This is a genomic window from Pseudomonas sp. zfem002, assembly GCF_032621685.1.
GTDB classification, from domain to species: Bacteria; Pseudomonadota; Gammaproteobacteria; order Pseudomonadales; family Pseudomonadaceae; genus Aquipseudomonas; species Aquipseudomonas japonica.
Genome location: NZ_JAVYJH010000002.1, coordinates 56,791 through 79,464 on the forward strand (window position 1 = coordinate 56,791; position 22,674 = coordinate 79,464).

Consider the following 22,674-nt stretch of genomic DNA (forward strand, 5'->3'; position numbering starts at 1 on the left):
CTTGGCTCATGGGCACCAGTAGATGCTCAAAGGGTCGTGAAGAAAGGCGCGAATCGGCATCTGCGCCAGGTCATCGCCGGCCAGCGCGGCGCGCAGGGTAGCGAGTTTGCCGCAACCTTGCACGGACAAGGCGGTGAAGCCGGCCGTGGCCAGCAGTTGCCGGGTCAGGCTCAGGCGCTGGTGCGGCACGCTCGGCGCCAGCATCGGCAGGCAGCGGCGATCCGTGTCGGAGCGCAGTCCCTCACCCAGTTCGGGGCTGTCCGGGAACAGCGACGCGGTGTGGCCATCGTCGCCCATGCCCAGCACCAGCACATCGATCGGCGGCAGTTCGGCCAGGGCCTGGTCGGCGGCCAGCGCGGCGGCATCGAGGTTGGCGGCGTTGCGGTACAGGCCGAAGAACCGTGCCTTCGCCGCATTGCCCTGGAGCAGATAGCGACGAACCAGGCCCTCGTTGCTGTCAGCATGCGCCACTGGTACCCAGCGCTCGTCGGCGAGGCTGACGGTGACCTTCGACCAGTCCAGCGCTTCCTCGCTCAGTGCCTGGAAGAACGCCACCGGACTGCGTCCACCGGAAACCACCAGGACGGCCCCGGCCTTCGCCGCGAGCGCCGCGCGCAGGCGCTGGGCAACGTCCGTCGCCAGCCGCCTGGCCAATTGCTGCGCCGTGGTCAGTTCATGCACGGTGACCGTCGCCGGCCACTGCACTTCAGATATCGCCATACCAGGACCTCCCATCGCGGGTAATCAGTGCGACCGCCGCCACCGGCCCCCAGGTTCCCGCGGCATACGGCCGGGGCGCCTCGCCGGATTGCTTCCAGCCGGCAATCAGCTGGTCGCACCATTTCCACGCATATTCGATTTCATCCTTGCGCACAAACAGGTTCTGATTGCCGCGCATCACCTCCAGCAGCAACCGTTCGTAGGCATCGGGAATCCGCGCGCTGCGCCAGGTGCTGTCGGAGAAATTCAGTTGCAGCGGGCTGCTGCGCAGTTGCATGCCCTTGTCCAGGCCCTGCTCCTTGGTCATCACCCGCAGCGAGATGCCCTCGTCCGGCTGCAGGCGGATGATCAGCTTGTTGCCGATCTGCAAACGCTGTTCCGCAGCGAAGATATAGTGCTGCGGTTCCTTGAAATGAATGACGATCTGCGACAGTTTCTGCGGCATGCGCTTGCCGGTACGCAAGTAGAACGGCACCCCGGCCCAGCGCCAGTTGCGGATATCGGCGCGCAGCGCGACGAAGGTCTCGGTGTCGCTGTGGGTGTTGGCGTTGTCTTCATCCAGGTAGCCCGGCAGCGCACGACCGTCGCTGTGCCCCGCAATGTACTGGCCACGCACCACACGGGTGCCGAGACCTTCGCCGCTGATCGGTGCCAGGGCCTTGAGCACCTTGACCTTCTCGTCGCGGATGCTGTCGGCGGACAGGTCGCTGGGCGGGTCCATGGCGATCAGGCAGAGCAGTTGCAGCAGGTGGTTCTGGATCATGTCGCGCAGTTGCCCGGCCTTGTCGAAGTAGCCCCAGCGCCCTTCGATGCCGACCTTCTCGGCGACGGTGATTTCCACATGGGAAATCGAGGTCTGGTTCCACTGGGTCTCGAACAGGCTGTTGGCGAAACGCAGGGCGATCAGGTTCTGTACGGTTTCCTTGCCCAGGTAGTGGTCGATGCGATAGACGCGGTTCTCCGGAAAGACCTGCGCCACCGCATCGTTGACCCGCCGCGACGACTCCAGGTCATGGCCGATGGGCTTTTCCAGGACCACCCGGGTGCGTTCGGCCAGACCGGCTTTCGCCAGGTTTTCACAGATGCCGCCGTACACCGCCGCCGGCGTGGCGAAGTAGGCGATCAGCGGAGCCTCCGGGGCAACTGCCGCGGCCAGCGCGGCATAGGCCTGGGTATCGAGGAAATCCATGTGCAGGTAGCCGAGCCGCGCCAGAAAACGCTGGAGGACGCTGGCATCCAGTTCTTCGGCGGCCACGAATTCGTGCAGGTGCGCTTCGATCGCGGCCAGGTGCTGCTCGACGCTGCCGGCCTCGCGGGCCAGGGCCAGCAGGCGCGTGCCGGGATGCAGCAGTTCGGCGCGGTCGAGCTGGTAGAGCGCCGGGAACAGCTTGCGCAGCGCCAGGTCGCCAAGGGCGCCGAACAGGGCAAAGGTGCAGGGCTCAACACTGATCGAAGACATGATGTAGGTTCTTTTACCGAGTGGTTGTAGAAATACCGTTTTCGACTGTAGTTATCAAGAGTAAATGTAGTAAAAACCACAACATTTTACTGATCAGACAGATTCAAGTGGTGCACCCACCATGCCATCAGTAGGATACGACCTTGTGAACCCGGCCCGCGCTCGCGTGAATTGGCCGACTCCCTGACCGAAGGAACCCCCATGGACCGCGTGCGAAACCTCCTGGAACAGATCCAGGGCCGTCTCGACGAGCTGAACAAGGCTGAGCGAAAAGTCGCCGAAGTCATTCTCCGCAACCCCCAGCAATCCACTCGTTTCAGCATCGCCGCACTGGCCCAGGCGGCCAAGGTCAGTGAACCGACGGTCAATCGTTTCTGCCGCTCGTTCGGGGTCAGCGGGTATCCGGAACTCAAGCTGCAACTGGCGCAGAGCCTGGCCAGCGGCGCTGCCTACGTCAGTCGCGCGGTGGAGCCGAACGACGATCCCGGTGCCTACACACAGAAGATCTTCGGCAGCACCATCGCCTCCCTGGACGCCGCCTGGCAGCAACTGGACGCGGCGCTGATCAGCCGCGCCGTGGACATGCTGATCCAGGCCCGGCAGATCCATTTCTTCGGCCTGGGCGCCTCGGCGCCGGTGGCCCTGGATGCGCAGCACAAGTTCTTCCGTTTCAACCTCGCGGTGTCGGCCCATGCCGATGTGCTGATGCAGCGCATGCTGGCCTCGGTGGCGCACACCGGCGACCTGTTCGTGATCATTTCCTACACCGGGCGCACCCGCGAACTAGTGGAAGTGGCGCGCCTGGCGCGGGACAACGGCGCCTCGGTGCTGGCCCTGACCGCCGCCGACTCGCCACTGGCCACTGCCAGCAGCCTGAGCCTGAACATCCCGCTGCCGGAAGATACCGACATCTATATGCCGATGACGTCGCGGATCATCCAGCTCACCGTGCTGGATGTACTGGCCACCGGCATGACCCTGCGCCGCGGGGCGGACTTCCAGCCGCATCTGCGCAAGATCAAGGAAAGCCTGAATGCCAGTCGGTATCCGCTGGATGATGAGTTGGGTTGATTGTGTCCTGGGCCTGCTTTGCAGGCCTTCGCGCCGAACCTTCGCGAAGGGCCGCAAAGCGGCCGCAAAATATTGGTAAACTTACAACAATTACCGATCAGAACGAGCTCTGCACCTTCAACCCCGCCACCAGCGCGTTATCCACCTCATCCACCCCACCCGGACGCTTGATGTACTGCAGGTTCGGCCGCACGGTCAGCCAGTCGGTGACATGGAAGCCGTAATACAGCTCGGCGTTGTATTCGCTGCGCTGGATCGGCACGAAGCCCGGGTTGTCGTAGTCGTCGATGCCACTCGCGGCATTGAGCAGCTCGGCACGCTGCTTCACATCGTCATTGACATGAATCCGCGCCACGCCAACGCCGATGTCGTCCTTGGGCCGCGCATCGAACGCGCCCTTGTAGACCAGTCCGACCTGCTGGTAGTTGTCCACCACGTTGGTGGCCTTGTCGTGCACGGTGAAGTTGGCGAACAGGCTCAGGCCACGGCTGGCATCGCCGTGGTGCGCGGTGACCTGCTGCTGCGCCACCACCCACCAGCCATGCTTGCTCGAATGCGAGCGCGACGGTTCTTCGATGTCGGCGGCCTTGGCCGTGCTGTAGTAGTAACCGAGGCGGTACTCCCCCGGCAGGCCATTGACCCGCGGTGCCCAGACCAGCTCCACCGGCAGGATCATGCCCTTGGTGCCGCTGCCGCTGAGCTTGAAGCCGTTGCCGGTTTCCAGGTTGGAGGGGTTCTGTTCGAACACCCCGACCTGGGCGAAGAACTCGGGGCTGATGTTGTACTTGACGCGCATCGCCCACTGGCTCACCGGCCAGTTGTACCAGATGCCGCCCACCCAGTTGCCCACCTGCGAACCGCAGAACGCCAGGTTCTGGAAGTCGCAGGGGAAGCTGTTGAAATCCTCGCCTTCACCGAAGCGCCCGAGCTTCACGTCGAGGGCGCCATCGAAGTACTTCTGCTTGATCCACAACTGCGTCAGGCGCCAGGTCTGGCCGCGTCCCCAGACCTCCTGCACCGAGCTGAACTGCCCGGCGCGCGGGTCGCTGATGCGGTCGTTGGACAGGTTGCGGCCGCTGCGCTCGGTGATCGCCAGCTTGAACTCGGCATCCTGCCAACCGAGGATCTTCTCCAGGTCGAGCTTCATGCCCAGGGCGAACTGGTCGCTGTAGCGCGCCGTCCGGTCGTCGTTGTAACCGCCATGCAGGTTGCCCGCCACCTCGCCGACGTAGTCGAGGGTGAAGTCGTAGCCCTGCTCCAGCAAGGCGGTGCGGGTCCCGCCCCAGTCGCCGCTCATCCATTTCGACGAGGGCTCGAAGGCCCCGGCGCCCAGGGCCGTGTTGCTCGCCACCGCCACCAGCAAGGCCAGCGGACTCAATCCCAGACTGCGCTTGAAGTACTCCATCCGTTCTTTCCTCGTTTCTTGTTATCGATGGTCATTCATGCTGCTCAGCGGCCCTTGAACTGCGCCACGTTGCCCGTCGTCGTGCGCGGGCTGCCGATCCCGCCGAGGCGCGCGCCGCTGGCGGCGTCGAACAGCAGCACCCGGGCCGGATCGAACTGCAGGGTCAGGCTGTCGCCGACCCGCGCCGGGACATCCGGCGCCAGGCGGCAACAGACCTTGGTCTGGTTGAGGGTGACGAACAGCAGCAGGTCCGGCCCGGTGGGCTCGGTGATCTGCACTTCGGCACGGATGCTCGGCAGGCCGTTGGCCTCGGCGGGCGCCAGGCCGATCTGCTCCGGGCGGATGCCGAGGATCACGTCGCGCTCCTCCAGTCCCGCCTCATCGAACCCCAGCGGCAGCTCGCAGCGCGCCTGTCCGCTGTCGAGCAGCGCCATCAGGCGCCCGTCGCGGCGTTGCAGGCGCAGCGGAATGAAGTTCATCGGCGGCGAACCGATGAAGCTGGCGACGAACAGGTTGGCCGGATCGTTGTAGATCTGCTGCGGTGTGCCGAACTGCTGGATCAGCCCGTCCTTCATCACCGCCACCTTGTCACCCAGGGTCATGGCCTCGATCTGGTCGTGGGTGACGTACACCGTGGTGGTCTTCAGGCGCTGGTGCATCAGCTTGATCTCGGTGCGCATCTCCACCCGCAGCTTGGCGTCGAGGTTCGACAGCGGCTCGTCGAACAGGTAGATCTTCGGCCGCCGCGCCAGCGCCCGGCCCATGGCCACGCGCTGTTGCTGGCCGCCGGAGAGCTGGCCGGGCTTGCGCGCCAGCAGATGCTCGATCTGCAGCAGGCGGGAAACCCGCGCCACCTCCTCGTCGATGGCCGCCGCCGGCATCTTGCGGATCTTCAGGCCGAAGGCGATGTTGTCGCGCACGCTCATGGTCGGGTACAGCGCGTAGGACTGGAAGACCATGGCGATATCGCGGTCCTTGGGGCTCATGCCGCTGATATCGGCGTCGTCCACCAGGATCGCCCCGCCGCTGATCTGTTCGAGGCCGGCGATGCAGTTCATCAGCGTGGATTTGCCGCAGCCGGAAGGGCCGACCAGGATCAGGAACTCGCCGGAATCGATCTTCAGTTCGATGTCCTTCAAGGTATCCGGCAGGCCGCTGCCATAGCTCTTGTTGACGTTGCGCAGTTCAAGCGTTGCCATGCTTCACCCCTTGACCGCGCCGGCGGTGAGGCCGCGCAGAAAGTATTTGCCCGCAAGGACGTAGACCAGCAGGGTCGGCAGGCCGGCGATCATCGCCGCGGCCATGTCGACGTTGTATTCCTTGACCCCGGTGCTGGTGTTGACCAGGTTGTTCAGGGCCACGGTGATCGGTTGCGCGTCGCCGCTGGCGAACACCACGCCGAACAGGAAGTCGTTCCAGATCTGGGTGAACTGCCAGATCAGGCAGACCATGATGATCGGCACCGACATGGGCAGGAGAATCCGCCCGAAGATGGTGAAGAACCCCGCCCCGTCCAGCCGGGCCGCACGCACCAGGGCTTCCGGCACGCTGCAGTAGTAGTTGCGGAAGAACAGCGTGGTGAAGGCCAGGCCGTAGACGATGTGCACCAGCACCAGACCACTGGTGGTGCTGGCCAGGCCGAGCTTGCCGAGGGTGAACGAGGCCGGCAGCAGCACGGTCTGGAACGGCAGGAAGCAGCCGAACAGGAGCAGGCCGAAGAACAGCTGCGAACCGCGAAAGCGCCACATCGACAGCACGTAGCCGTTGAGCGCGCCGAGCAGGGTGGAAATCAGCACCGCCGGCACGGTGATCTTCACCGAGTTCCAGAAGTAGCCGCCGACCGTGTCCCAGGCCTTGATCCAGCCGATGCCGGTGACCACCTCGGGCCAGCTCAGCAGGTTGCCGGTGCGGATATCGTCCGGGGTCTTGAAGCTGGTCAGGAGCATCACCAGCAGGGGAATCAGGTACACCGCGCAGGCCGCCAGCAGGGTGGTGTAGATGGCGATGCGGCTCAGACGCAGCGAACTAGTCATGGCGTTTGCCTCGCAGTTCCGAATACAGGTACGGCACCAGGATCGCCAGGATCGCGCCGAGCATCAGGATCGCGCTGGCCGAGCCCATGCCCATCTGGCCGCGGCTGAAGGTGAAGGAATACATGAACATCGCCGGCAGGTCGGAGGAGTAGCCCGGCCCCCCGGCGGTCATCGCGGCGACCAGGTCGAAGCTCTTGATCGCGATGTGCGCGAGGATCATCAGCGCGCTGAAGAACACCGGGCGCAGGCTCGGCAGGACGATGCGCAGGTAGATGCTCGGCAGGCTCGCGCCGTCGACCTGGGCGGCACGCACGATGGACGAATCGACCCCGCGCAGGCCGGCCAGGAACAGCGCCATGACGAAGCCCGAGGCCTGCCACACGGCGGCGATCACCAGGCAGTAGACGACCCGGTCCGGGTCCACCAGCCAGTCGAAGCGAAAGCCCTCCCAGCCCCAGTCGCGCAGCAGCTTGTCGAGGCCCAGGCCGGGGTTGAGCAGCCATTTCCAGGCGGTGCCGGTGACGATCATCGACAGCGCCATGGGGTACAGGTAGATCGTGCGGATGAAGCCTTCGCGGCGGATGCGCTGGTCCAGCAGCACCGCCAGGAGCACACCGACGGCGAGGCTGATGGCGATGAACAGGCCGCCAAACACCGCCAGGTTCTTGCTCGCCACCCACCAGCGGTCGTTGTCCATCAGCCGCGCGTACTGGGCCAGGCCGACCCACTTGTAGCTGGGCATGAAGCTGGAGTTGGTGAAGGACAGGACGAAGGTCCAGAGGATGTAGCCGTAGAAGCCGACCAGGACGATCAGCATGCTGGGGGCCAGGACCAGTTTCGGTAGCCATTTCTGCAGGGCGTCGAAGGGTGAGGCCTTGTCGAGGGTGGCAACAATGCTCATGGGGAAGTCTCATGCTAAGTGCGGTTGGACCGGTTTCCTGTAGGAGCTGGCTTGTCGTGTGACGAACCACTGCGAAAGGACCGTGAAGCGGTCCCCGATAGTGGTGAGGTCTGGGACCGCTGTGCGGTCCTTTCGCAGTGGTTCGTCACACGACAAGCCAGCTCCTACAGAGGCAAGAGCAAAGCAGCGCTACTTGGCCGACTTGATCGCCGAATCCAGCTGCTTCACCGCCGTCTCCGGCGAAGCCCCCGGATCGTTGAGGAAGTTGGTCACCACATCGAAGATCGCCCCCTGCACCGCCAGGGTCGTGGCCATGTTGTGCGCCATGCTCGGCTGCAGGCCGTCACCCTTGGCCGCTTCCCTGAAGTCCGTCGCGGACTTCTGCGTGCAGGCGTCGAACTGGCTCATGTCCATGTCCTGGCGCACCGGCAGCGAACCCTTGTTCTGGTTGAACACGGTCTGGAACTGCGGCTCCAGGGCCACCTTGGCCAGGTCGTTCTGCGCCTTGATGTCGTTGGCATTCTTCAGCTTGAACATCGCCAGCGAGTCGATGTTGTAGGCGAAGCTGCCCTGGGTGCCGGGAAACGCCACGCACTGGTAATCCTTGCCCGCCACCTTGCCGGCGGCGGTCCATTCGCTCTTGGCCCAGTCGCCCATGATCTGCATGCCGGCCTTGCCGTTGATCACCTCGGCGGCGGCGATGTTCCAGTCGCGCCCGGCGCGGTTGGGGTCCATGTAGGTGCCAAGGCGCTTGAGCGCGGTGAAGACCTCGATCATCTTCGCCCCGGTCAGGGTCTTCTCGTCGAGATCGACGAAAGCGGCGCGATAGCCCTGGGGACCGAGGATGCTCAGGGCGATGTCCTCGAACACCGTGCTGTCCTGCCACGGCTGGCCGCCATGGGCCAGGGGGATGAAGCCGGCGGCCTTGAGTTTGTCGGCAGCGACGAAGAGTTCGTCGAGGGTGGTCGGCACCTTGGCCCCGGCCTTGTCGAACACCTGCGGGTTGATCCACAGCCAGTTGACCCGGTGGATGTTCACCGGCACCGCAACATAGTGCCCGTCGTACTTCATGATCTGCGCGACCTTCGCCGGCAGCAGGCTGTCCCAGTGGTTGGCCTCGGCCACCTCGTCCAGCTCGGTGAGCAGGCCGAGGGCGCCCCATTCCTGGATATCCGGGCCCTTGATCTGCGCGGCGGCGGGCGGGTTGCCGGAGATGGCGCGGGTCTTCAGCACGGTCATGGCAGCGGCACCACCACCGCCGGCGACGGCATTGTCCTTCCAGACGAAGCCGTCCTTCTGCACCTGCTGCTTGAGGGATTCCACGGCGCGGGCTTCGCCACCGGACGTCCACCAGTGCAGGACTTCGACAGTGCCGGGGTTGTCGGCCAGGGCGCTCAGGGGAAACAGCGAGGCAAGGGAAACGACGGTGGCAAGACGGGTGATCGCATTCATCGACAGGAACCTTTCTTGTTGTTATGCCGGCAAGTCAGGGTGCTTGCGCTTGTATTGGAGTCTAACCAGCCACCGCGTCGGACAAGTAACGAAGGGATGCGTGAATGTCACCGCCTGGTGACATTCGCCGTTTCAGCCGAAGCGCTGCGCCACCGCCGTCAGCCAGCGCGATACCACCTGCATTTCCTCGCTGCTGAAGCCTTCGGCAAGGGTCTGGTTGAGCGGCGCCAGCTCGCCCTGGGCGAGGACGGCCACCTCACGGCCATGGGCGGTCAGCCACAGGCGGTTGATGCGCTTGTCCTGCGCGTCGACACGGCGCTCCAGCAGCCCGGCGCGGAGCATGCGATCGGCCAGGCCGGTCATCGCCGAAGGGGCGATATCCAGCTGGCTGGCAACTTCCGTACTCAACGCGCCGTCCTGTCTGAGCAAGGCGAACAACGCGCCGGCCTGGACCAGGCTGATCCCCGCCTGCGCCTCGGCGCGCGCTTCAAGATGGCGGCGCAGACGCTTCTGCGCATTGCTCAGGAGCAGGACATAGCGACGATCGTGGCTCATCAGGCACGCTCCTCGACCCGTCGCGCCAGCCAGTCGCAGACCTGCGGCCACAAGGTCGTGGCATGCCGATCACGGAAGAAGCCCAGGTGCCCGATGGCCTGGCCGAGGCTGTCCGCCGGCCCGTACTGGCGACGCTCCACGCGGCAGTTGGCCAGGCGGCCGCTCATCAGGTCGATGGCATCCGCCGGTGCCCACGGGTCGTCATCGAAGCCGATGGACAGCAGCGGCATGCACGGGCGACGGAAGCGCTCGGCGGCGTGCATCGCCGGATCATCGAAGAAATAGTTGGGCAGCGAGGTCCAGCGGCTCCATTCGAGCATCACCTGGGCCGGCAGGTCTTCGCCGATGCCCAGCCGGCGGCCCGGCACATAGCCCATGACCCGCGCGCAGAACGGCCCGATCACCTTGAGCAGGGCGGCGACCCGCAGGCGCTCGGCGGTGGGCCGGATGAAACGCAGGCAGCCGGCCTGCGAGGCGATCAGCACCGCGCCGCTGAGCAGGCGGCTGCTGTCGCACAGGCCGATGGCATGGCCGCCGAAACTGTGGCCGACGGCGAACAGCGGCAAGTCGGGGAATTCACCGGCGGCCCAGCGGGTCACCGCTTCCACATCGAACTCGGCCCAGGTGCTGAAACCGGCCTTGACCGCCTTGGCCGGGGTACCGGCCTGCATGCCGCGGTAGTTGTAGGTCAGGGCGAGGAAACCCTGCTCGGCGAGGTGACTGGCGAAGGCCGCGTACATGCGCTCGGTCACCGCGGTGGCCGGGTGCAGCAGGACCAGCGCCCTGGCCCGGTCGGGCTGGCCGAACAGATTGGCGCGGAGGATGAAGCCGTCGGTGCAGGGGATCGCGTGGGTCGTGCGGGTCATGGCGGGGCCTGGGTCGATAGGTGTGAAGCTATTATTTAACATGCGAAATAATGACTGACGAGTCGCGGGATCCTTGTTGTTCTCCAGGGTCTCATCGCTGCGGTTGGGCCCGAAAGATCACCCTCGATACCTGGGCAGACTCAAGGTCACCCGCAACCCACCCTCGCGCAGATTGCGCAGGCTCACCTCGCCGCCATGGCTATGGGCGATGTTCCGCGCGATCCCCAGGCCCAGGCCATAGCCCTGCTGCACGCCAGACAGGCGGAAATGCGGCTCGAACACCTGCTCCAGGCGCTGCGCCGGCACCCCCGGTCCCTCGTCATCGACCTGCAGGACAAAGCGCTCCTCGCCATCGAGGATCCGCAGGTGTGCGCGCTCGCCGTACTTCAGGGCGTTGTCGATCAGATTGCCGATGCACCGGCGCAGCGCCAGCGGCTTGCCCGGGTAGGCCGCCGCGGCGCGCCCGCTGACCGTGACCCGGCCGCTGGCCAGGTAAGGTTCGACGAGAAACTCCAGCACCTGGTTGAGATCGATGGGTTCGATGTTCTCGTGGATATCGGTGTCCTTCACGCATTGCAGCGCGCCCTTGACCAGCATCTCCAGCTCGTCCAGGTCGCGGCTGAACTTGCCCTGCACCTGTTCGTCCTCCAGCAGTTCGACCCGCAGGCGCAAGCGGGTGATCGGTGTGCGCAGGTCATGGGAAATTGCGCTGAACAACTGGCTGCGCTCGGTCAGGTAGCGGCTGATGCGCTCGCGCATGGCGTTGAACGCCCGCGCGACCTCCTCCACCTCGCTGCCGCCCCCCTCCACCACCGGTTCGACCTCCGCGCCCAGCGACATCTCCCGCGCCGCCAGGGCCAGGCGCTTGAGCGGGCGGCTCTGCCAGTGCACCAGCAGGCCGATGAACAGCAGCAGGAAGAAACTGGTGAGGCCGATGAACCACAGCTGCTGGCGCGGCAGTCCTTCATCTTCGAGGCTGGTGTAGGGCTCCGGCAGCAGCGAGGCGATGTACAGCCATTCGCCTTCGGCCAGGCGGATCTGCGTCACCAGCACCGGCGGCTCCACCGGCTCCAGGGTCAGCGCGTAATGCGCCCAGGAGCGTGGCAACTCGTCGAGCTTCAGGCCGCTGTTGAAGATGCGCAGGTCCTGCGGGCTGACGAACTCCACCGAGATCAGCATCTGCTCGCCAAGACGCTGGCGCAGCACCTCGTCCACGGCGGCGACCACCGCCTCCTTGCGCGGTGTGGCGGGCAGTACCCGCATGTCCAGCGGTCGTTCGTTGAGCGAGACGAAAAAGCGCGTGCCGCCCATGCTGCGCAGCTGGTCCAGGGCCAGCGGTCGATAGGCCAGCGGCAGCGAGCGGAAGTAACTGACGCTGGCGCTCATCGAGTGGGCCAGGCTGCGTGCGCTGGCGACCAGGCCTTCGCGCTGGCTGGCGCGCAACTGCGATAGCCAGATCAGGCTCGACAAGCCCTGGGCAACCAGCACCACCAGCAAGGTCAGCAGGAGCATGCGCCCCAGCAGCGAGCGTGGCAGCGGCAGGCGCCCGCGCCGCTCAGTGCGAGGGCGCAACGCTGGCCGCCAGCAGGTAGCCGCTGCCACGCACGGTGCGGATCAGGCGCGGCGGTTTGTCGGTGTCGCGCAGGCGCTGGCGCAGGCGGCTGACCGCCATGTCGACGATGCGGTCCAGCGGCATCGGTTCGCGTCCACGGGTGGCGTTGCCGATGGTGTCGCGGTCGAGGATCTGCTGCGGATGATCGAGGAACAGCTTGAGCAGGGCGAAGTCGGCACCGGACAGGATCACTTCCTCGCCGTCGCGATGGAACAGGCGGTGGCTGACCGTATCCAGGCGCCACTCATCGAACGCCAGCACCTCTCCGCCCGGCGCCTGGAAGCCGGCCCGGCGCAACAGGGCCTTGATCCGCGCCTGCAGCTCACGGGGGCTGAACGGCTTGCCCAGGTAGTCGTCAGCGCCCAGCTCCAGCCCGATGACCCGGTCGGCTTCGTCGGAACTGGCGGTGAGCATGATGATCGGCACCTGCGCCTGGCGCGGATGCTGGCGCACCCAGCGACACAGGCTGAAGCCGTCCTCGTCGGGCAGCATCACGTCGAGGATCGCCAGGTCGCAGCCCTCGGCGTCCAGCGCCTGGCGAAAGCCCGCGCCATCGGCCACGGCGCGGACCTGGAAGCCGCAGCGGCTGAGGTAGGTCTGCAGCAGTTCACGGATTTCCTGGTCGTCATCGACCAGCAGGATCGACTTGCTCATGACGGCGGTCCTTGTCGTTCACACCCGGGAGGTTCCAACCAGTGCCTGCTGCAACGCCACACCGGCACCGAGCAGGCCGGAGAATTCGGCGGTCACCAGCCACACCGGGATGCCCTTGAAATAGCCGCTCATGCAGCCCTTGTCGGCGAAACTTTCGGCAAAGCCGCTGCGCAGGAACAGGCGGCTGAAGCGCGGCACCACGCCGCCGACGATATACACGCCACCGCGCCCGCCGAGGGTCAGTACATCGTTGCCGGCAACCCGCCCGAGAAAGCGGCAGAACTGTTCGATCACCGCCAGCGCCACCGGCTCGCCCGCCAGCGCGGCGTCGGTGATCGCCGCGGGGGTGGCGAGGTTCGGCGCATGGCCATCGAGAACGCAGAGGGCGTGATACAGGCGCAGCAGGCCGCCACCGCTGAGCACGGTTTCGGCGCTGACATGCCCGGTCTGCTCAGCGATGACCTGGCGAATCGCCGACTCGCGGGCATCGTTCACCGGCAGGTCGACATGCCCGCCCTCCCCCGGCATCGCCAGCCAGCGCCCCTCTTCCAGGCGCAGCAGGCTGGCCACGCCGAGACCGGTGCCGGGGCCGATGATCAGCGCCGGCCGGCTCAGGTCGGCCTCGCCGGCACACACGCTGACCCGCTCCTCGGGGCGCAGGCGGGTCATGCCCAGGGCCATGGCGGAAAAGTCGTTGACCAGCAGCAGGTGCTCGATCTGCAAGGCCGCGCAGAAACTCGCGCGACTGATTCGCCAGTGGCTGTTGGTGAAGCGAAATTCGTCGCCGGACACCGGCCCCGCCACCGCCAGGCACACCGCCTCCAGCTCGCCGCGGGCGACGCCCTGGGCCTCCAGGTAAACGCCGATGGCCTGTTCCGGGCTGCTGTAGTCCGCCGTGGCGAACACCTGCACGGCATGCAGGGCGTCGTCGCGCCAGAGGGCAAAACGCGCGTTGGTGCCGCCGATATCGCCGACCAGCGCGACCTTCATTTGCAGCCCTCCAGTGCCTGGGTGAAGGCGCTCGCGCCCTTCTCCGCCGGACTCAGGGCCTGGCGCATGAAACCGAACAGCTCGCGGCCGCAGCCGAGGTCGTTGCCCAGCGGCGCGGCCGGCAGTTCGCGCGAGGCCAGTTCCTCGGCCGAAACCCGCACCAGCAGCGTGCCCTCGCGGCCATCGACACGCACGATATCGCCATCGCGCACCCGCGCCAGCGGCCCGCCGTCATAGGCTTCGGGGCAGACGTGAATGGCCGCCGGGATCTTGCCCGAGGCGCCGGACATGCGCCCGTCGGTGACCAGCGCGACCTTGAAGCCGCGGTCCTGCAGCACACCGAGGAACGGCGTCATCTTGTGCAGCTCCGGCATGCCGTTGCAGCGCGGTCCCTGGAAGCGCACCACGGCGACGAAGTCGCGCTCCAGTTCACCGGCCTTGAAGGCGTCGGCCAGTTCCTGCTGGTCGTGGAACACCCGTGCCGGGGCCTCCACCACCTGGTGCTCGGGCGCCACGGCGGAGACTTTCATCACCCCGCGGCCGAGGTTGCCTTCCATCACCCGCAGCCCGCCTTCGGGCGAGAACGGTCGCGCCACCGGGCGCAGGATCGTTTCGTCGAGGCTCTGCTGCGGCCCTTCGCGCCAGACCAGTTGCTCGCCATCGAGAAACGGCTCCTGGGTGTAACGGCGCAGGCCATGCCCGACGATGGTGTTGACGTCCTCGTGGAGCAGCCCGGCATCCAGCAGTTGGCGAATGAGGAAGGCCATGCCGCCCGCGGCCTGGAAGTGGTTGATGTCGGCCTTGCCGTTGGGATAGACGTGGCACAGGGTCGGCACCACCTCGGAGAGGTCGGCCATGTCCTGCCAGGTCAGCTGGATCCCGGCGGCCTGGGCGATGGCCGGGATGTGCAGGGTGTGGTTGGTCGAGCCGCCGGTGGCGTGCAGCGCCACCACCGAGTTGACCAGGACCTTCTCGTCGACGATCTCGCCCAGCGGCATGAACCCGCCATTGGCCCTGGTCAGGCGGGTGACCTGGCGCGCCGCCTCGTCGGTGAGGGCGTCGCGCAGGGGCGTGTAGGGATTGACGAAGGACGCGCCCGGCAGGTGCAGGCCCATCACTTCCATGAGCAGCTGGTTGGTGTTGGCGGTGCCGTAGAAGGTGCAGGTGCCGGGGCTGTGGTAGGACTTCATCTCCGACTCCAGCAGCTCCTCGCGGCTGGCCTTGCCTTCGGCGTAGCGCTGGCGCACTTCGGCCTTTTCCTTGTTGGAAATGCCCGAGGGCATCGGCCCGCCGGGGACGAACAGGATCGGCAGATGGCCGAAACGCAACGCCCCCATCAACAGGCCGGGGACGATCTTGTCGCAGATGCCGAGCATCAGCGCCGCGTCGAACAGGTTGTGCGACAGGGCAATGGCGGTGGACATGGCGATCACTTCGCGGCTGGCGATCCCCAGTTCCATGCCCGGCTCGCCCTGGGTAACGCCATCGCACATGGCCGGCACCCCGCCGGCGAACTGACCGACCGAACCGATCTCGCGCAGGGCCTGTTTGATGCGCTCGGGATAGTGCTCGTAGGGCTGATGCGCGGAGAGCAGGTCGTTGTAGGCGGAGACGATGGCGACGTTGGCGGCGTTGGTCAGACGCAGCGTCTGCTTGTCGTCGCTGCCGCACCCGGCGACCCCGTGGGCGAAGTTGGCGCACTGCAGACGAGCGCGCATCGGGCCTTCGCCGGCGGCCCCGCGGATCAGTTGCAGGTAGCGTTCGCGGGTGGGACGGCTGCGGGCGATCAGCCGTTCGGTGACCTCAAGAATGCGCGGATGCATGAACTGGACTCCAGGCTAAACGGTAATTGCGGGCTCTGGCGGTTTTCCCTTCCAAACGATTGCGCCTACGCTCAAAGGCAGGGGGCGGCGGAAAGGTCCGACTCACTCTACGTTGTGATTTGAACAAAATACTGCCAGCAGCGCCGCTTGTTTTCTATTTGTTTCCGATTAATCTTGTAATTAAAACAACAAAAGTCAGGACAGCACACGAGGTGGCCCCATGACTATTCGCATTGCAATCAATGGCTTTGGCCGCATTGGCCGCAACCTGCTGCGCGCACTGTATACCCAAGGCTACCGCGGGGACCTGCAGGTCGTCGCCATCAACGACCTCGGCGACAGTGCGATCAACGCCCACCTGCTGCAGTACGACAGCGTCCACGGTCATTTTGCCGCCCAGGTCAGCCACGATCACGAAAGCCTGACCGTCAACGGCGACCGCATCGCCGTCAGCGCCATCCGCAACCCGGCGGACCTGCCATGGCAGGCAGAAGGCATCGACGTGGTGTTCGAATGCACCGGGCTGTTCACCGACCGAGCCAAGGCCGCCGGCCATCTTGCCGCCGGTGCGCGCAAGGTGATCATCTCGGCGCCGGCCAAGGGCGCGGATGCCACTGTAGTCCATGGCGTCAATCACGACACCCTGCGCGCCTCGCACCAGATCATTTCCAACGCCTCCTGCACCACCAACTGCCTGGCCCCGGTGGCCCAGGTGCTGCACCGGGCGTTCGGCATCGAACAGGGCCTGATGACCACCATCCATGCCTACACCAACGACCAGAGCCTGACCGACGTCTACCACAGCGACCCGTTCCGCGCCCGCGCCGCGACCCAGTCGATGATCCCGAGCAAGACCGGCGCCGCCGAGGCGGTGGGCCTGGTGCTGCCGGAGCTGGCCGGCAAGCTGACCGGCATGGCGGTACGGGTGCCGGTGATCAATGTGTCGCTGGTGGACCTGACCGTGACCCTCGCCCGCACGACCACCGCCGATGAGGTCAACGCGCTGTTCAGAGAGGCCAGTCGCGGCTCGAAGGTGCTCGGCTATAACGATCTGCCGCTGGTGTCCTGCGACTTCAACCACAACCCGCTGTCGGCGATCTTCGATGCCAATCACACCAAGGCCGAGGGGCGGCTGCTGAAGGTCATGGCCTGGTACGACAACGAGTGGGGGTTCTCCAACCGGATGCTGGACAACTGCCTGGCGCTGTGGAATGCACGGTAGGGCTGTGCACGCCGCGCTTGACCAACGGGCTTGATGATAAGCATTATCATTCACAAATTCCGTTCGAGCACAGCCGTGAGCCTCACTCACTTCAACTCCGTTTTCCTCGCCCAGCGGGTCACCCTGCTGCGCACGCTGCAGCGCATGGTGGACAACCCCAGTACCGCCGAAGACCTGCTGCAGGAAACCTACCTGCGTGTCACCCGGGCTCTCGGCGAGCGCCCCATCGAACACCTCGAACCCTTCGTCTTCCAGACCGCGCGCAACCTCGCCCTCGACCACCTGCGCGCGCGTCGGGTGCAGGCACGCACCCTGCTCGACGACGTCCCCGAGCAGGTCGTGCACAACGTCGCCGCCCCGGTCAGCAGCGCCGAAGACGCCGCCCACGCGGAAAAACTCCTGAAGCGCCTGAGCAGCTCGCTGGCGCAGCTGACCCCGCGCCAGCAGCGCATCTTCATCCTCAGCCGCCTGCACGGTGCCAGCTACCTGGAGATCGCCGAGCAGTTGAACGTCTCCGCCAGCACGGTGCAGAAGGAGCTGAAACTGATCATGGCGATCTGCATGGGCGTCGCCGATCGGCTCAACGGCAACTGAAGGCGGCTTGCCTGATCCGCCGTTAGCCCCGATCATGACGCCCCATTCCAAGACTGCCGCAGCACCGCAAGGATCTCCCGTGACAGACCCCGCCCCTCATCGCCCCGCGCCGGACCCGTCTGCCCGCGACCAGGCCATGGACCAGGCGCTGGACTGGCTGATCCGCCTGCAATGCCCCAGCGATGCCGACTCCCGCGCGTTCGAAGCCTGGCTGGAAGCCGACCCGCTCAATGCCCAGGCCTATGTCGAGGCCGAGGCGCTGTGGAACAGCCAGGTCATGCACCAGGCTGCCGGCGAACTGCACCAGCAGCGCAGACCCTCGCGCCTGCAGCGTCTGCGCCCGCACTGGAAACCGCTGACGGCGGCGGCGGCCGTGTTGCTGGGCATCGTCACCGTCGGCAACCTGCCGGTGCGCCTGCAGGCGGATCACCTCACCGTGGTCGGCGAGCGCCAGCGCGTGCAGCTGGACGACGGCTCGCGGGTGCTGCTCAACACCAACTCGGCGTTCTCCAGCGATATCGACAAGCAGCAGCGGGTCGCCCGCCTGTACCAGGGCGAGGCCTATTTCGAAGTCCCCGGCGGCCTCGCCCAGCCCCTCGAACTGCAGGCCGGACCGCTGCGCGCCAGCGTGCGCGACAGCGACTTCGCCGTGCGCTACCTCGATGGCGAAGCCCAGGTCCGCGTGCAGCGCGGCGATATCGACGTGGTCGCCAGCAGCGACCAGCGCATCCGCCTGAGCAGCGGCGACAGCATCCGCGTCGGCCCCAACGGTTTCGGCCAGCGCGAGCGGACCGACCTGCAGAAGGAACTGGCCTGGGTCAAGGGCCGGCTGATCTTCGAGAACTGCCCGCTGAGCGAAGTGCTGGCCGAACTGCGCCGTTACTACCCGGGCTGGATCATCAGCACCAACGACCAGCTGGAACAGGTCGCGGTGACCGGCAACTACCGTCTCGACCAGCCGCTGGAGGCCGTGCGCTCCCTGGCCCACATCACCTCGGCGCAGGTCCGCGAGTTCCCCGCGCTGGTGATTCTCAACTGAATCCAGGTTTTTTTACGCGATCCCCTGACGCCATACGTCTCGTTATAGCCAATGCAACTGATTCTTGTTTTGAATCAGCCGCAACCTATAACAACGCGCGACAGGGAGCGCCTTTCGATGTCTACCGGATCCACCCGTCGAATTTCCAAGTCCTCACGCACACCGGGCCTGCAGCGCTGCACGCTGTCCCTGTTGACCCTGGCCATGCTCGCCAGCGGCGCCGCCAGCCTGCCGGCCCTGGCCGCAGAACCAGCGCAGGCCCCCGCGCAGCGCATGGGTGACTACCGATTCGCGATCAGCCAGCAGCCGCTGGTGTCCGCCCTCAACGCCTTCACCGCCGTCACCGGCTGGCAGGTCGGCCTCTCCGCCGAGCTGGCCGAGGGCGTGGTGTCGCCCGGCGCACGGGGTTCGCTGGCACCGGAGCAAGCGCTGCAGCGGCTGTTGCTGGGCACCGGCCTGACCTACCGCAAGCTGGGCAGCAACAACGTGGCCATCGAACGCAGCCAGTCCCAGGCCATCGCCCTGCAGCAGGTGACCATCAGCGCCACCCGCAGCGCCCAGGAGGTCAGCCAGGTGCCGAGCACCGTCAGCGTACAGACCCGCGAACAGCTCGACCGGCAGAACGTGAAGAACATCAAGGACCTGGTGCGCTACGAACCGGGCGTGTCGGTCAGCGGCACCGGCCAGCGCAGCGGCCTCAACGGCTACAACATCCGCGGTATCGACGGCGAGCGGGTGCTGACCCAGATCGACGGCGTGGCCATCCCCGACAGCTACTTCTTCGGCCCCTACGCGCAGACCCAGCGCAACTACGTCGACCCGGAAATCGTCAAGCGCGTGGAAATCCTCCGCGGCCCGGCCTCGGTGCTGTACGGCAGCAACGCCATCGGCGGCGCGGTGAGCTACTTCACCCTCGACCCGGACGACATCATCAAGCCCGGCCAGGACATCGGCGCGCGGCTGAAGACCGGCTACAGCTCGGCGGACGACAGCTGGCTGAAGTCCGCCACCGTCGCTGGCCGCCAGGGCGAGTTCGACGGCCTGCTGCACCTGAGCCGTCGCGACGGCCATGAAACCGAATCCTACGGCGAGCACGGCGGTACCGGCCTGAGCCGCACCGAAGCCAACCCGGTCGACGCCAGGACCACCAACGTCCTCGCCAAGCTCGGCTGGAACTACGCCGACGATGCACGCCTGGCCCTGACCTACGAGCACTACAAGGACGATCGCGATTTCGACGAGAAAAGCTCCGTGGGCGGCCCCTTCACCCCCAACCCGATGAACATGTACCAGACCCGCACCGGCAGCGACGTGGTCACCCGCGAGCGCTTCGGCATCAACCACGAGTTCGGCCTCGACAGCGCGCTGGCCGACCACGTGAAGTGGAGCCTGAACTACCAGATCGGCAAGACCGACCAGCGTGTCGCGGAAATCTATCGACCGATCTACACCGTCGACCGCACCCGCAAGACCACCTACAAGGACCGTCAGTGGATCCTCGATGCCCAGGCCGACAAGGCCTTCAGCATCGGCGATACAGAGCACCTGCTGACCTACGGCGCCACCTTCAAGCGCAACGAGGTCACCGGCTCGCGCAGCGGTACCGCCACCTGCCTGACCACAGGTTTCGGCTGCGTCACCGGCCGCCCCAATGCCTCCGGCACGCTGCGCGAAGTCAGTGACTTCCCCGATCCGATCATGAAGACCTACAGCGTGTTCGCCCAGGACGAGATCCGCTGGAACCAGTGGACCTTCCTGCCAGGCGTGCGCTACGACCAGACCCGCCTTGAACCGCATGCGACCGACGAGTTCCTGCGCTCGGTCGGGGGCACCAGCGACCCGGTCAACCTCGACGAGAAGAAGTGGCACCGTGTCTCGCCGAAATTCGGCGTGACCTACGCCTTCAACGACAACTACAGCTGGTACGGCCAGTACGCCGAAGGCTTCCGCACCCCGACCGCCAAGGCGTTGTACGGCCGCTTCGAAAACCCCGGCGTGGGCTACAGCGTCACCGGCAACCCCAATCTCGAACCGGAAACCAGCAAGAGCTACGAGACCGGCGTGCGCGGCAACTTCGACGCCGGCAACTTCGACGTGGCGGTGTTCTATAACAAGTACCGCGACTTCATCAACGAAGACGCGGTGAAGGGCACCAACATCGGGCAGAACTTCGAGGCCAACAACATCGAACACGCCACCATCAAGGGGGCCGAGTTCAAGGGCCGGCTCAACCTGGATCACTTCGGCGCGCCGGCCGGTCTGTACAGCCAGGGCTCGCTGGCCTACGCCTGGGGCAAGAACGAAGACACCGGTACGCCGCTCAACAGCGTCAACCCGCTCACCGCGGTGCTCGGCCTGGGCTACGAACAGGACAACTACGGCGGCCTGCTCAGCTGGACCCTGGTCAAGCGCAAGAACCGTGTCGACGACGTCACCTTCTTCGCCCCGGACGGCACCAGCAAGCAGTTCCGCACACCGGGTTACGGCGTGCTCGACCTGAGCGGTTTCTACAAGGTCAGCGACGACGTCACCGTCAACGCCGGCCTGTACAACCTGACCGACAAGAAGTACTGGCAGTGGGATGACGTGCGCGGCTACGACGGCATCGGCGAAGCCGGTGCGACCGCGCCGGCCAACCTCGACCGCCTGACCATGCCGGGGCGCAACTTTGCGATCAATGTGGTGTGGGATATCTGATGTGTCCTCGGGGGCCGCTTTGCGGCCCTTCGCGGGCAAGCCACGCTCCTACAGTGGTACGCGGTGCTCTCGTAGGAGCGTGGCTTGCCCGCGAAGGACCGCAAAGCGGTCCCCTCACAGACTCAACACCCCGCTATACAGACTGACCGCCGCCACCCCCGCCCCCGCCAGCACCGCCGCGAAGATCAGCTTCTCCCAAGCGGTGAACAACGCCTGCCCCTGCTCCCTCTTCGCCCGCGCGAACAGAATCACCCCCGGCGCATACAGCAACGCCGACAGCAGCAGATACTTCAGCCCGCCCGCATACAGCAGCCACACCGCATAAAGCAGTGCCACCAGCGCCACCAGCAGGTCCTTGCGCCGCGCCCCGGCGAAGCCCTCGTAGGTCTCGCCACGCACCGCCAGCAGCACCGCATAGGCCGCCGACCACAGGTACGGCACCAGGATCATCGACGACGCCAGGTAGATCAGGCTGGTGTAGGTCCCCGCCGACACCAGGGTGATCAGCAGGAACAACTGGATCATGCAGTTGGTCAGCCACAGGGCATTGGCCGGTACCTGGTTGGCGTTTTCCCGGGCGAGAAAACGCGGCATGGTCCTGTCCCGCGCAGTGGCGTAGAGAATCTCGGCGCACAGCAGCGCCCACGACAGCAGCGCGCCGATCAACGACACCGCCAGGCCGATGCTGATCAGCAACGCTCCCCAGGGCCCGACGATATGCTCCAGCACCGAGGCCAGCGACGGGTTGTGCAACGCCGCCAGCTCCGGCTGGGTCATCACCCCCAGCGACAGCACATTGACCAGCACCAGCAAGGCCAGCACCCCGACAAAGCCGATCACCGTGGCCTTGCCCACGTCCGAGCGCTTCTGCGCCCGCCCGGAGTAGATGCTCGCCCCCTCGATGCCGATGAACACGAATACCGTCACCAGCATCATGTTGCGCACCTGGTCGAGCACACTGCCGAAGCTCGGGTTGTCCAGGCCCCAGATATCGCGGGTGAAGATGTCCAGGCGAAACGCCGCGGCGGCGATGACGATGAACAGGATCAACGGCACCACCTTGGCCACCGTGGTCACCTGGTTGATGAACGCCGCCTCCTTGATCCCGCGCAGCACGAGGAAATGCACCGACCACAGCAGCAGCGAGGCGCAGCCGATGGCCAGCGGCGTGTTGCCTTCGCCGAAGGCCGGGAAGTACAGGCCGAGGGTGCTGAACAGCAGGACGAAGTAGCCGACATTGCCCAGCCAGGCACTGATCCAGTAGCCCCACGCCGAGGAAAAGCCCATGTACTCGCCGAAGCCGGCCTTGGCGTAGGCGTACACCCCTGAATCCAGTTGCGGCTTGCGATTGGCCAGGCTCTGGAACACGAAGGCCAGGGCCAGCATGCCGATGGCGGTGATGCCCCAGCCGATCAGCACCGCGCCGACATCGGCGCGGGCCGCCATGTTCTGCGGCAGGGAAAAGATGCCACCGCCGATCATCGAACCGACCACCAGCGCGATCAGCGCGCCCAGGCGCAGTTTCTGACCCGGCTCGGACATGAATTTCCCCTTTTTATCCGTCACTTTTCAGTTAATTAA

At 65.8% G+C, this 22,674-nt stretch carries 19 protein-coding genes; 5 read left to right on the top strand and 14 right to left on the bottom strand.

What is annotated here, in order from left to right:
• Nucleotides 1–6: 6 nt before the first annotated feature.
• A complete protein-coding gene (gene pgl / locus RTI28_RS03555; RefSeq protein ID WP_316919162.1) occupies nt 7–720 on the bottom strand; it encodes a 6-phosphogluconolactonase in 714 nt (237 codons plus the stop codon).
• Nucleotides 707–2,179 (bottom strand): glucose-6-phosphate dehydrogenase, encoded by a 1,473-nt coding sequence (zwf, locus tag RTI28_RS03560; RefSeq protein WP_316919163.1) that lies wholly within the window; start codon nt 2,177–2,179, stop codon nt 707–709. Before zwf ends, pgl begins: the two co-directional genes overlap by 14 nt.
• A gap of 210 nt (nt 2,180–2,389) precedes the next feature.
• Between zwf and RTI28_RS03565 the strand changes: the two genes are divergently transcribed.
• Nucleotides 2,390–3,250, top strand: a complete 861-nt coding sequence (locus RTI28_RS03565) for a MurR/RpiR family transcriptional regulator (protein WP_316919609.1) — start codon at nt 2,390–2,392, stop codon at nt 3,248–3,250.
• A gap of 97 nt (nt 3,251–3,347) precedes the next feature.
• On the opposite strand, the gene RTI28_RS03570 is transcribed toward RTI28_RS03565, so the two are convergent.
• From RTI28_RS03570 to edd, 11 genes are all read right to left on the bottom strand, one after another.
• Nucleotides 3,348–4,655 carry a carbohydrate porin gene (locus RTI28_RS03570; RefSeq protein WP_316919164.1) on the bottom strand — a complete coding sequence of 436 codons (1,308 nt, stop codon included), beginning with the start codon at nt 4,653–4,655 and terminating at the stop codon, nt 3,348–3,350.
• 44 nt (nt 4,656–4,699) lie between these two features.
• Nucleotides 4,700–5,854, bottom strand: a complete 1,155-nt coding sequence (locus RTI28_RS03575) for an ABC transporter ATP-binding protein (protein ID WP_316919165.1) — start codon at nt 5,852–5,854, stop codon at nt 4,700–4,702.
• 3 nt (nt 5,855–5,857) lie between these two features.
• Nucleotides 5,858–6,688, bottom strand: a complete 831-nt coding sequence (locus RTI28_RS03580; protein WP_316919166.1) for a carbohydrate ABC transporter permease — start codon at nt 6,686–6,688, stop codon at nt 5,858–5,860.
• Entirely contained in the window at nt 6,681–7,589 is a 909-nt protein-coding gene (locus RTI28_RS03585) for a sugar ABC transporter permease (protein WP_316919167.1), read from the bottom strand. The genes RTI28_RS03580 and RTI28_RS03585 overlap by 8 nt, the downstream gene beginning before the upstream one ends.
• 189 nt (nt 7,590–7,778) lie before the next feature.
• Entirely contained in the window at nt 7,779–9,041 is a 1,263-nt protein-coding gene (locus RTI28_RS03590) for an ABC transporter substrate-binding protein (RefSeq protein WP_316919168.1), read from the bottom strand.
• A 132-nt stretch (nt 9,042–9,173) separates the two neighbouring features.
• The gene (locus RTI28_RS03595) at nt 9,174–9,596 is read right to left on the bottom strand and encodes a MarR family winged helix-turn-helix transcriptional regulator (protein ID WP_316919169.1); all 423 of its coding nucleotides are present in this window, start codon (nt 9,594–9,596) and stop codon (nt 9,174–9,176) included.
• Nucleotides 9,596–10,462, bottom strand: a complete 867-nt coding sequence (locus tag RTI28_RS03600; protein ID WP_316919170.1) for a serine aminopeptidase domain-containing protein — start codon at nt 10,460–10,462, stop codon at nt 9,596–9,598. The genes RTI28_RS03595 and RTI28_RS03600 overlap by 1 nt, the downstream gene beginning before the upstream one ends.
• Before the next feature lie 117 nt (nt 10,463–10,579).
• The gene (locus RTI28_RS03605) at nt 10,580–11,998 is read right to left on the bottom strand and encodes an ATP-binding protein (protein WP_316919610.1); all 1,419 of its coding nucleotides are present in this window, start codon (nt 11,996–11,998) and stop codon (nt 10,580–10,582) included.
• A gap of 19 nt (nt 11,999–12,017) precedes the next feature.
• Nucleotides 12,018–12,728 (bottom strand): response regulator, encoded by a 711-nt coding sequence (locus RTI28_RS03610; RefSeq protein ID WP_316919171.1) that lies wholly within the window; start codon nt 12,726–12,728, stop codon nt 12,018–12,020.
• Between the two features lie 18 nt (nt 12,729–12,746).
• Complete coding sequence (locus RTI28_RS03615) at nt 12,747–13,718, bottom strand: glucokinase (protein ID WP_316919172.1); 972 nt, start codon at nt 13,716–13,718, stop codon at nt 12,747–12,749.
• Complete coding sequence (edd, locus tag RTI28_RS03620; RefSeq protein WP_316919173.1) at nt 13,715–15,541, bottom strand: phosphogluconate dehydratase; 1,827 nt, start codon at nt 15,539–15,541, stop codon at nt 13,715–13,717. The genes RTI28_RS03615 and edd overlap by 4 nt, the downstream gene beginning before the upstream one ends.
• Before the next feature lie 220 nt (nt 15,542–15,761).
• On the opposite strand from edd, the gene gap reads away from it, so the two are divergent.
• The 4 genes from gap (at nt 15,762) to RTI28_RS03640 (ending at nt 21,093) form a co-directional block, all read left to right on the top strand.
• Nucleotides 15,762–16,763, top strand: coding sequence for a type I glyceraldehyde-3-phosphate dehydrogenase (gene gap / locus RTI28_RS03625; protein ID WP_316919174.1), 1,002 nt, complete (start codon nt 15,762–15,764; stop codon nt 16,761–16,763).
• A gap of 75 nt (nt 16,764–16,838) precedes the next feature.
• Nucleotides 16,839–17,357, top strand: coding sequence for a sigma-70 family RNA polymerase sigma factor (locus tag RTI28_RS03630; protein ID WP_316919175.1), 519 nt, complete (start codon nt 16,839–16,841; stop codon nt 17,355–17,357).
• Nucleotides 17,358–17,493: 136 nt separating this feature from the next.
• Entirely contained in the window at nt 17,494–18,396 is a 903-nt protein-coding gene (locus RTI28_RS03635) for a FecR family protein (RefSeq protein WP_410478954.1), read from the top strand.
• A 117-nt stretch (nt 18,397–18,513) separates the two neighbouring features.
• Nucleotides 18,514–21,093 carry a TonB-dependent receptor gene (locus tag RTI28_RS03640; protein ID WP_316919177.1) on the top strand — a complete coding sequence of 860 codons (2,580 nt, stop codon included), beginning with the start codon at nt 18,514–18,516 and terminating at the stop codon, nt 21,091–21,093.
• Between the two features lie 114 nt (nt 21,094–21,207).
• On the opposite strand, the gene arcD is transcribed toward RTI28_RS03640, so the two are convergent.
• Entirely contained in the window at nt 21,208–22,635 is a 1,428-nt protein-coding gene (gene arcD / locus RTI28_RS03645; RefSeq protein WP_316919178.1) for an arginine-ornithine antiporter, read from the bottom strand.
• Nucleotides 22,636–22,674 lie beyond the last annotated feature (39 nt).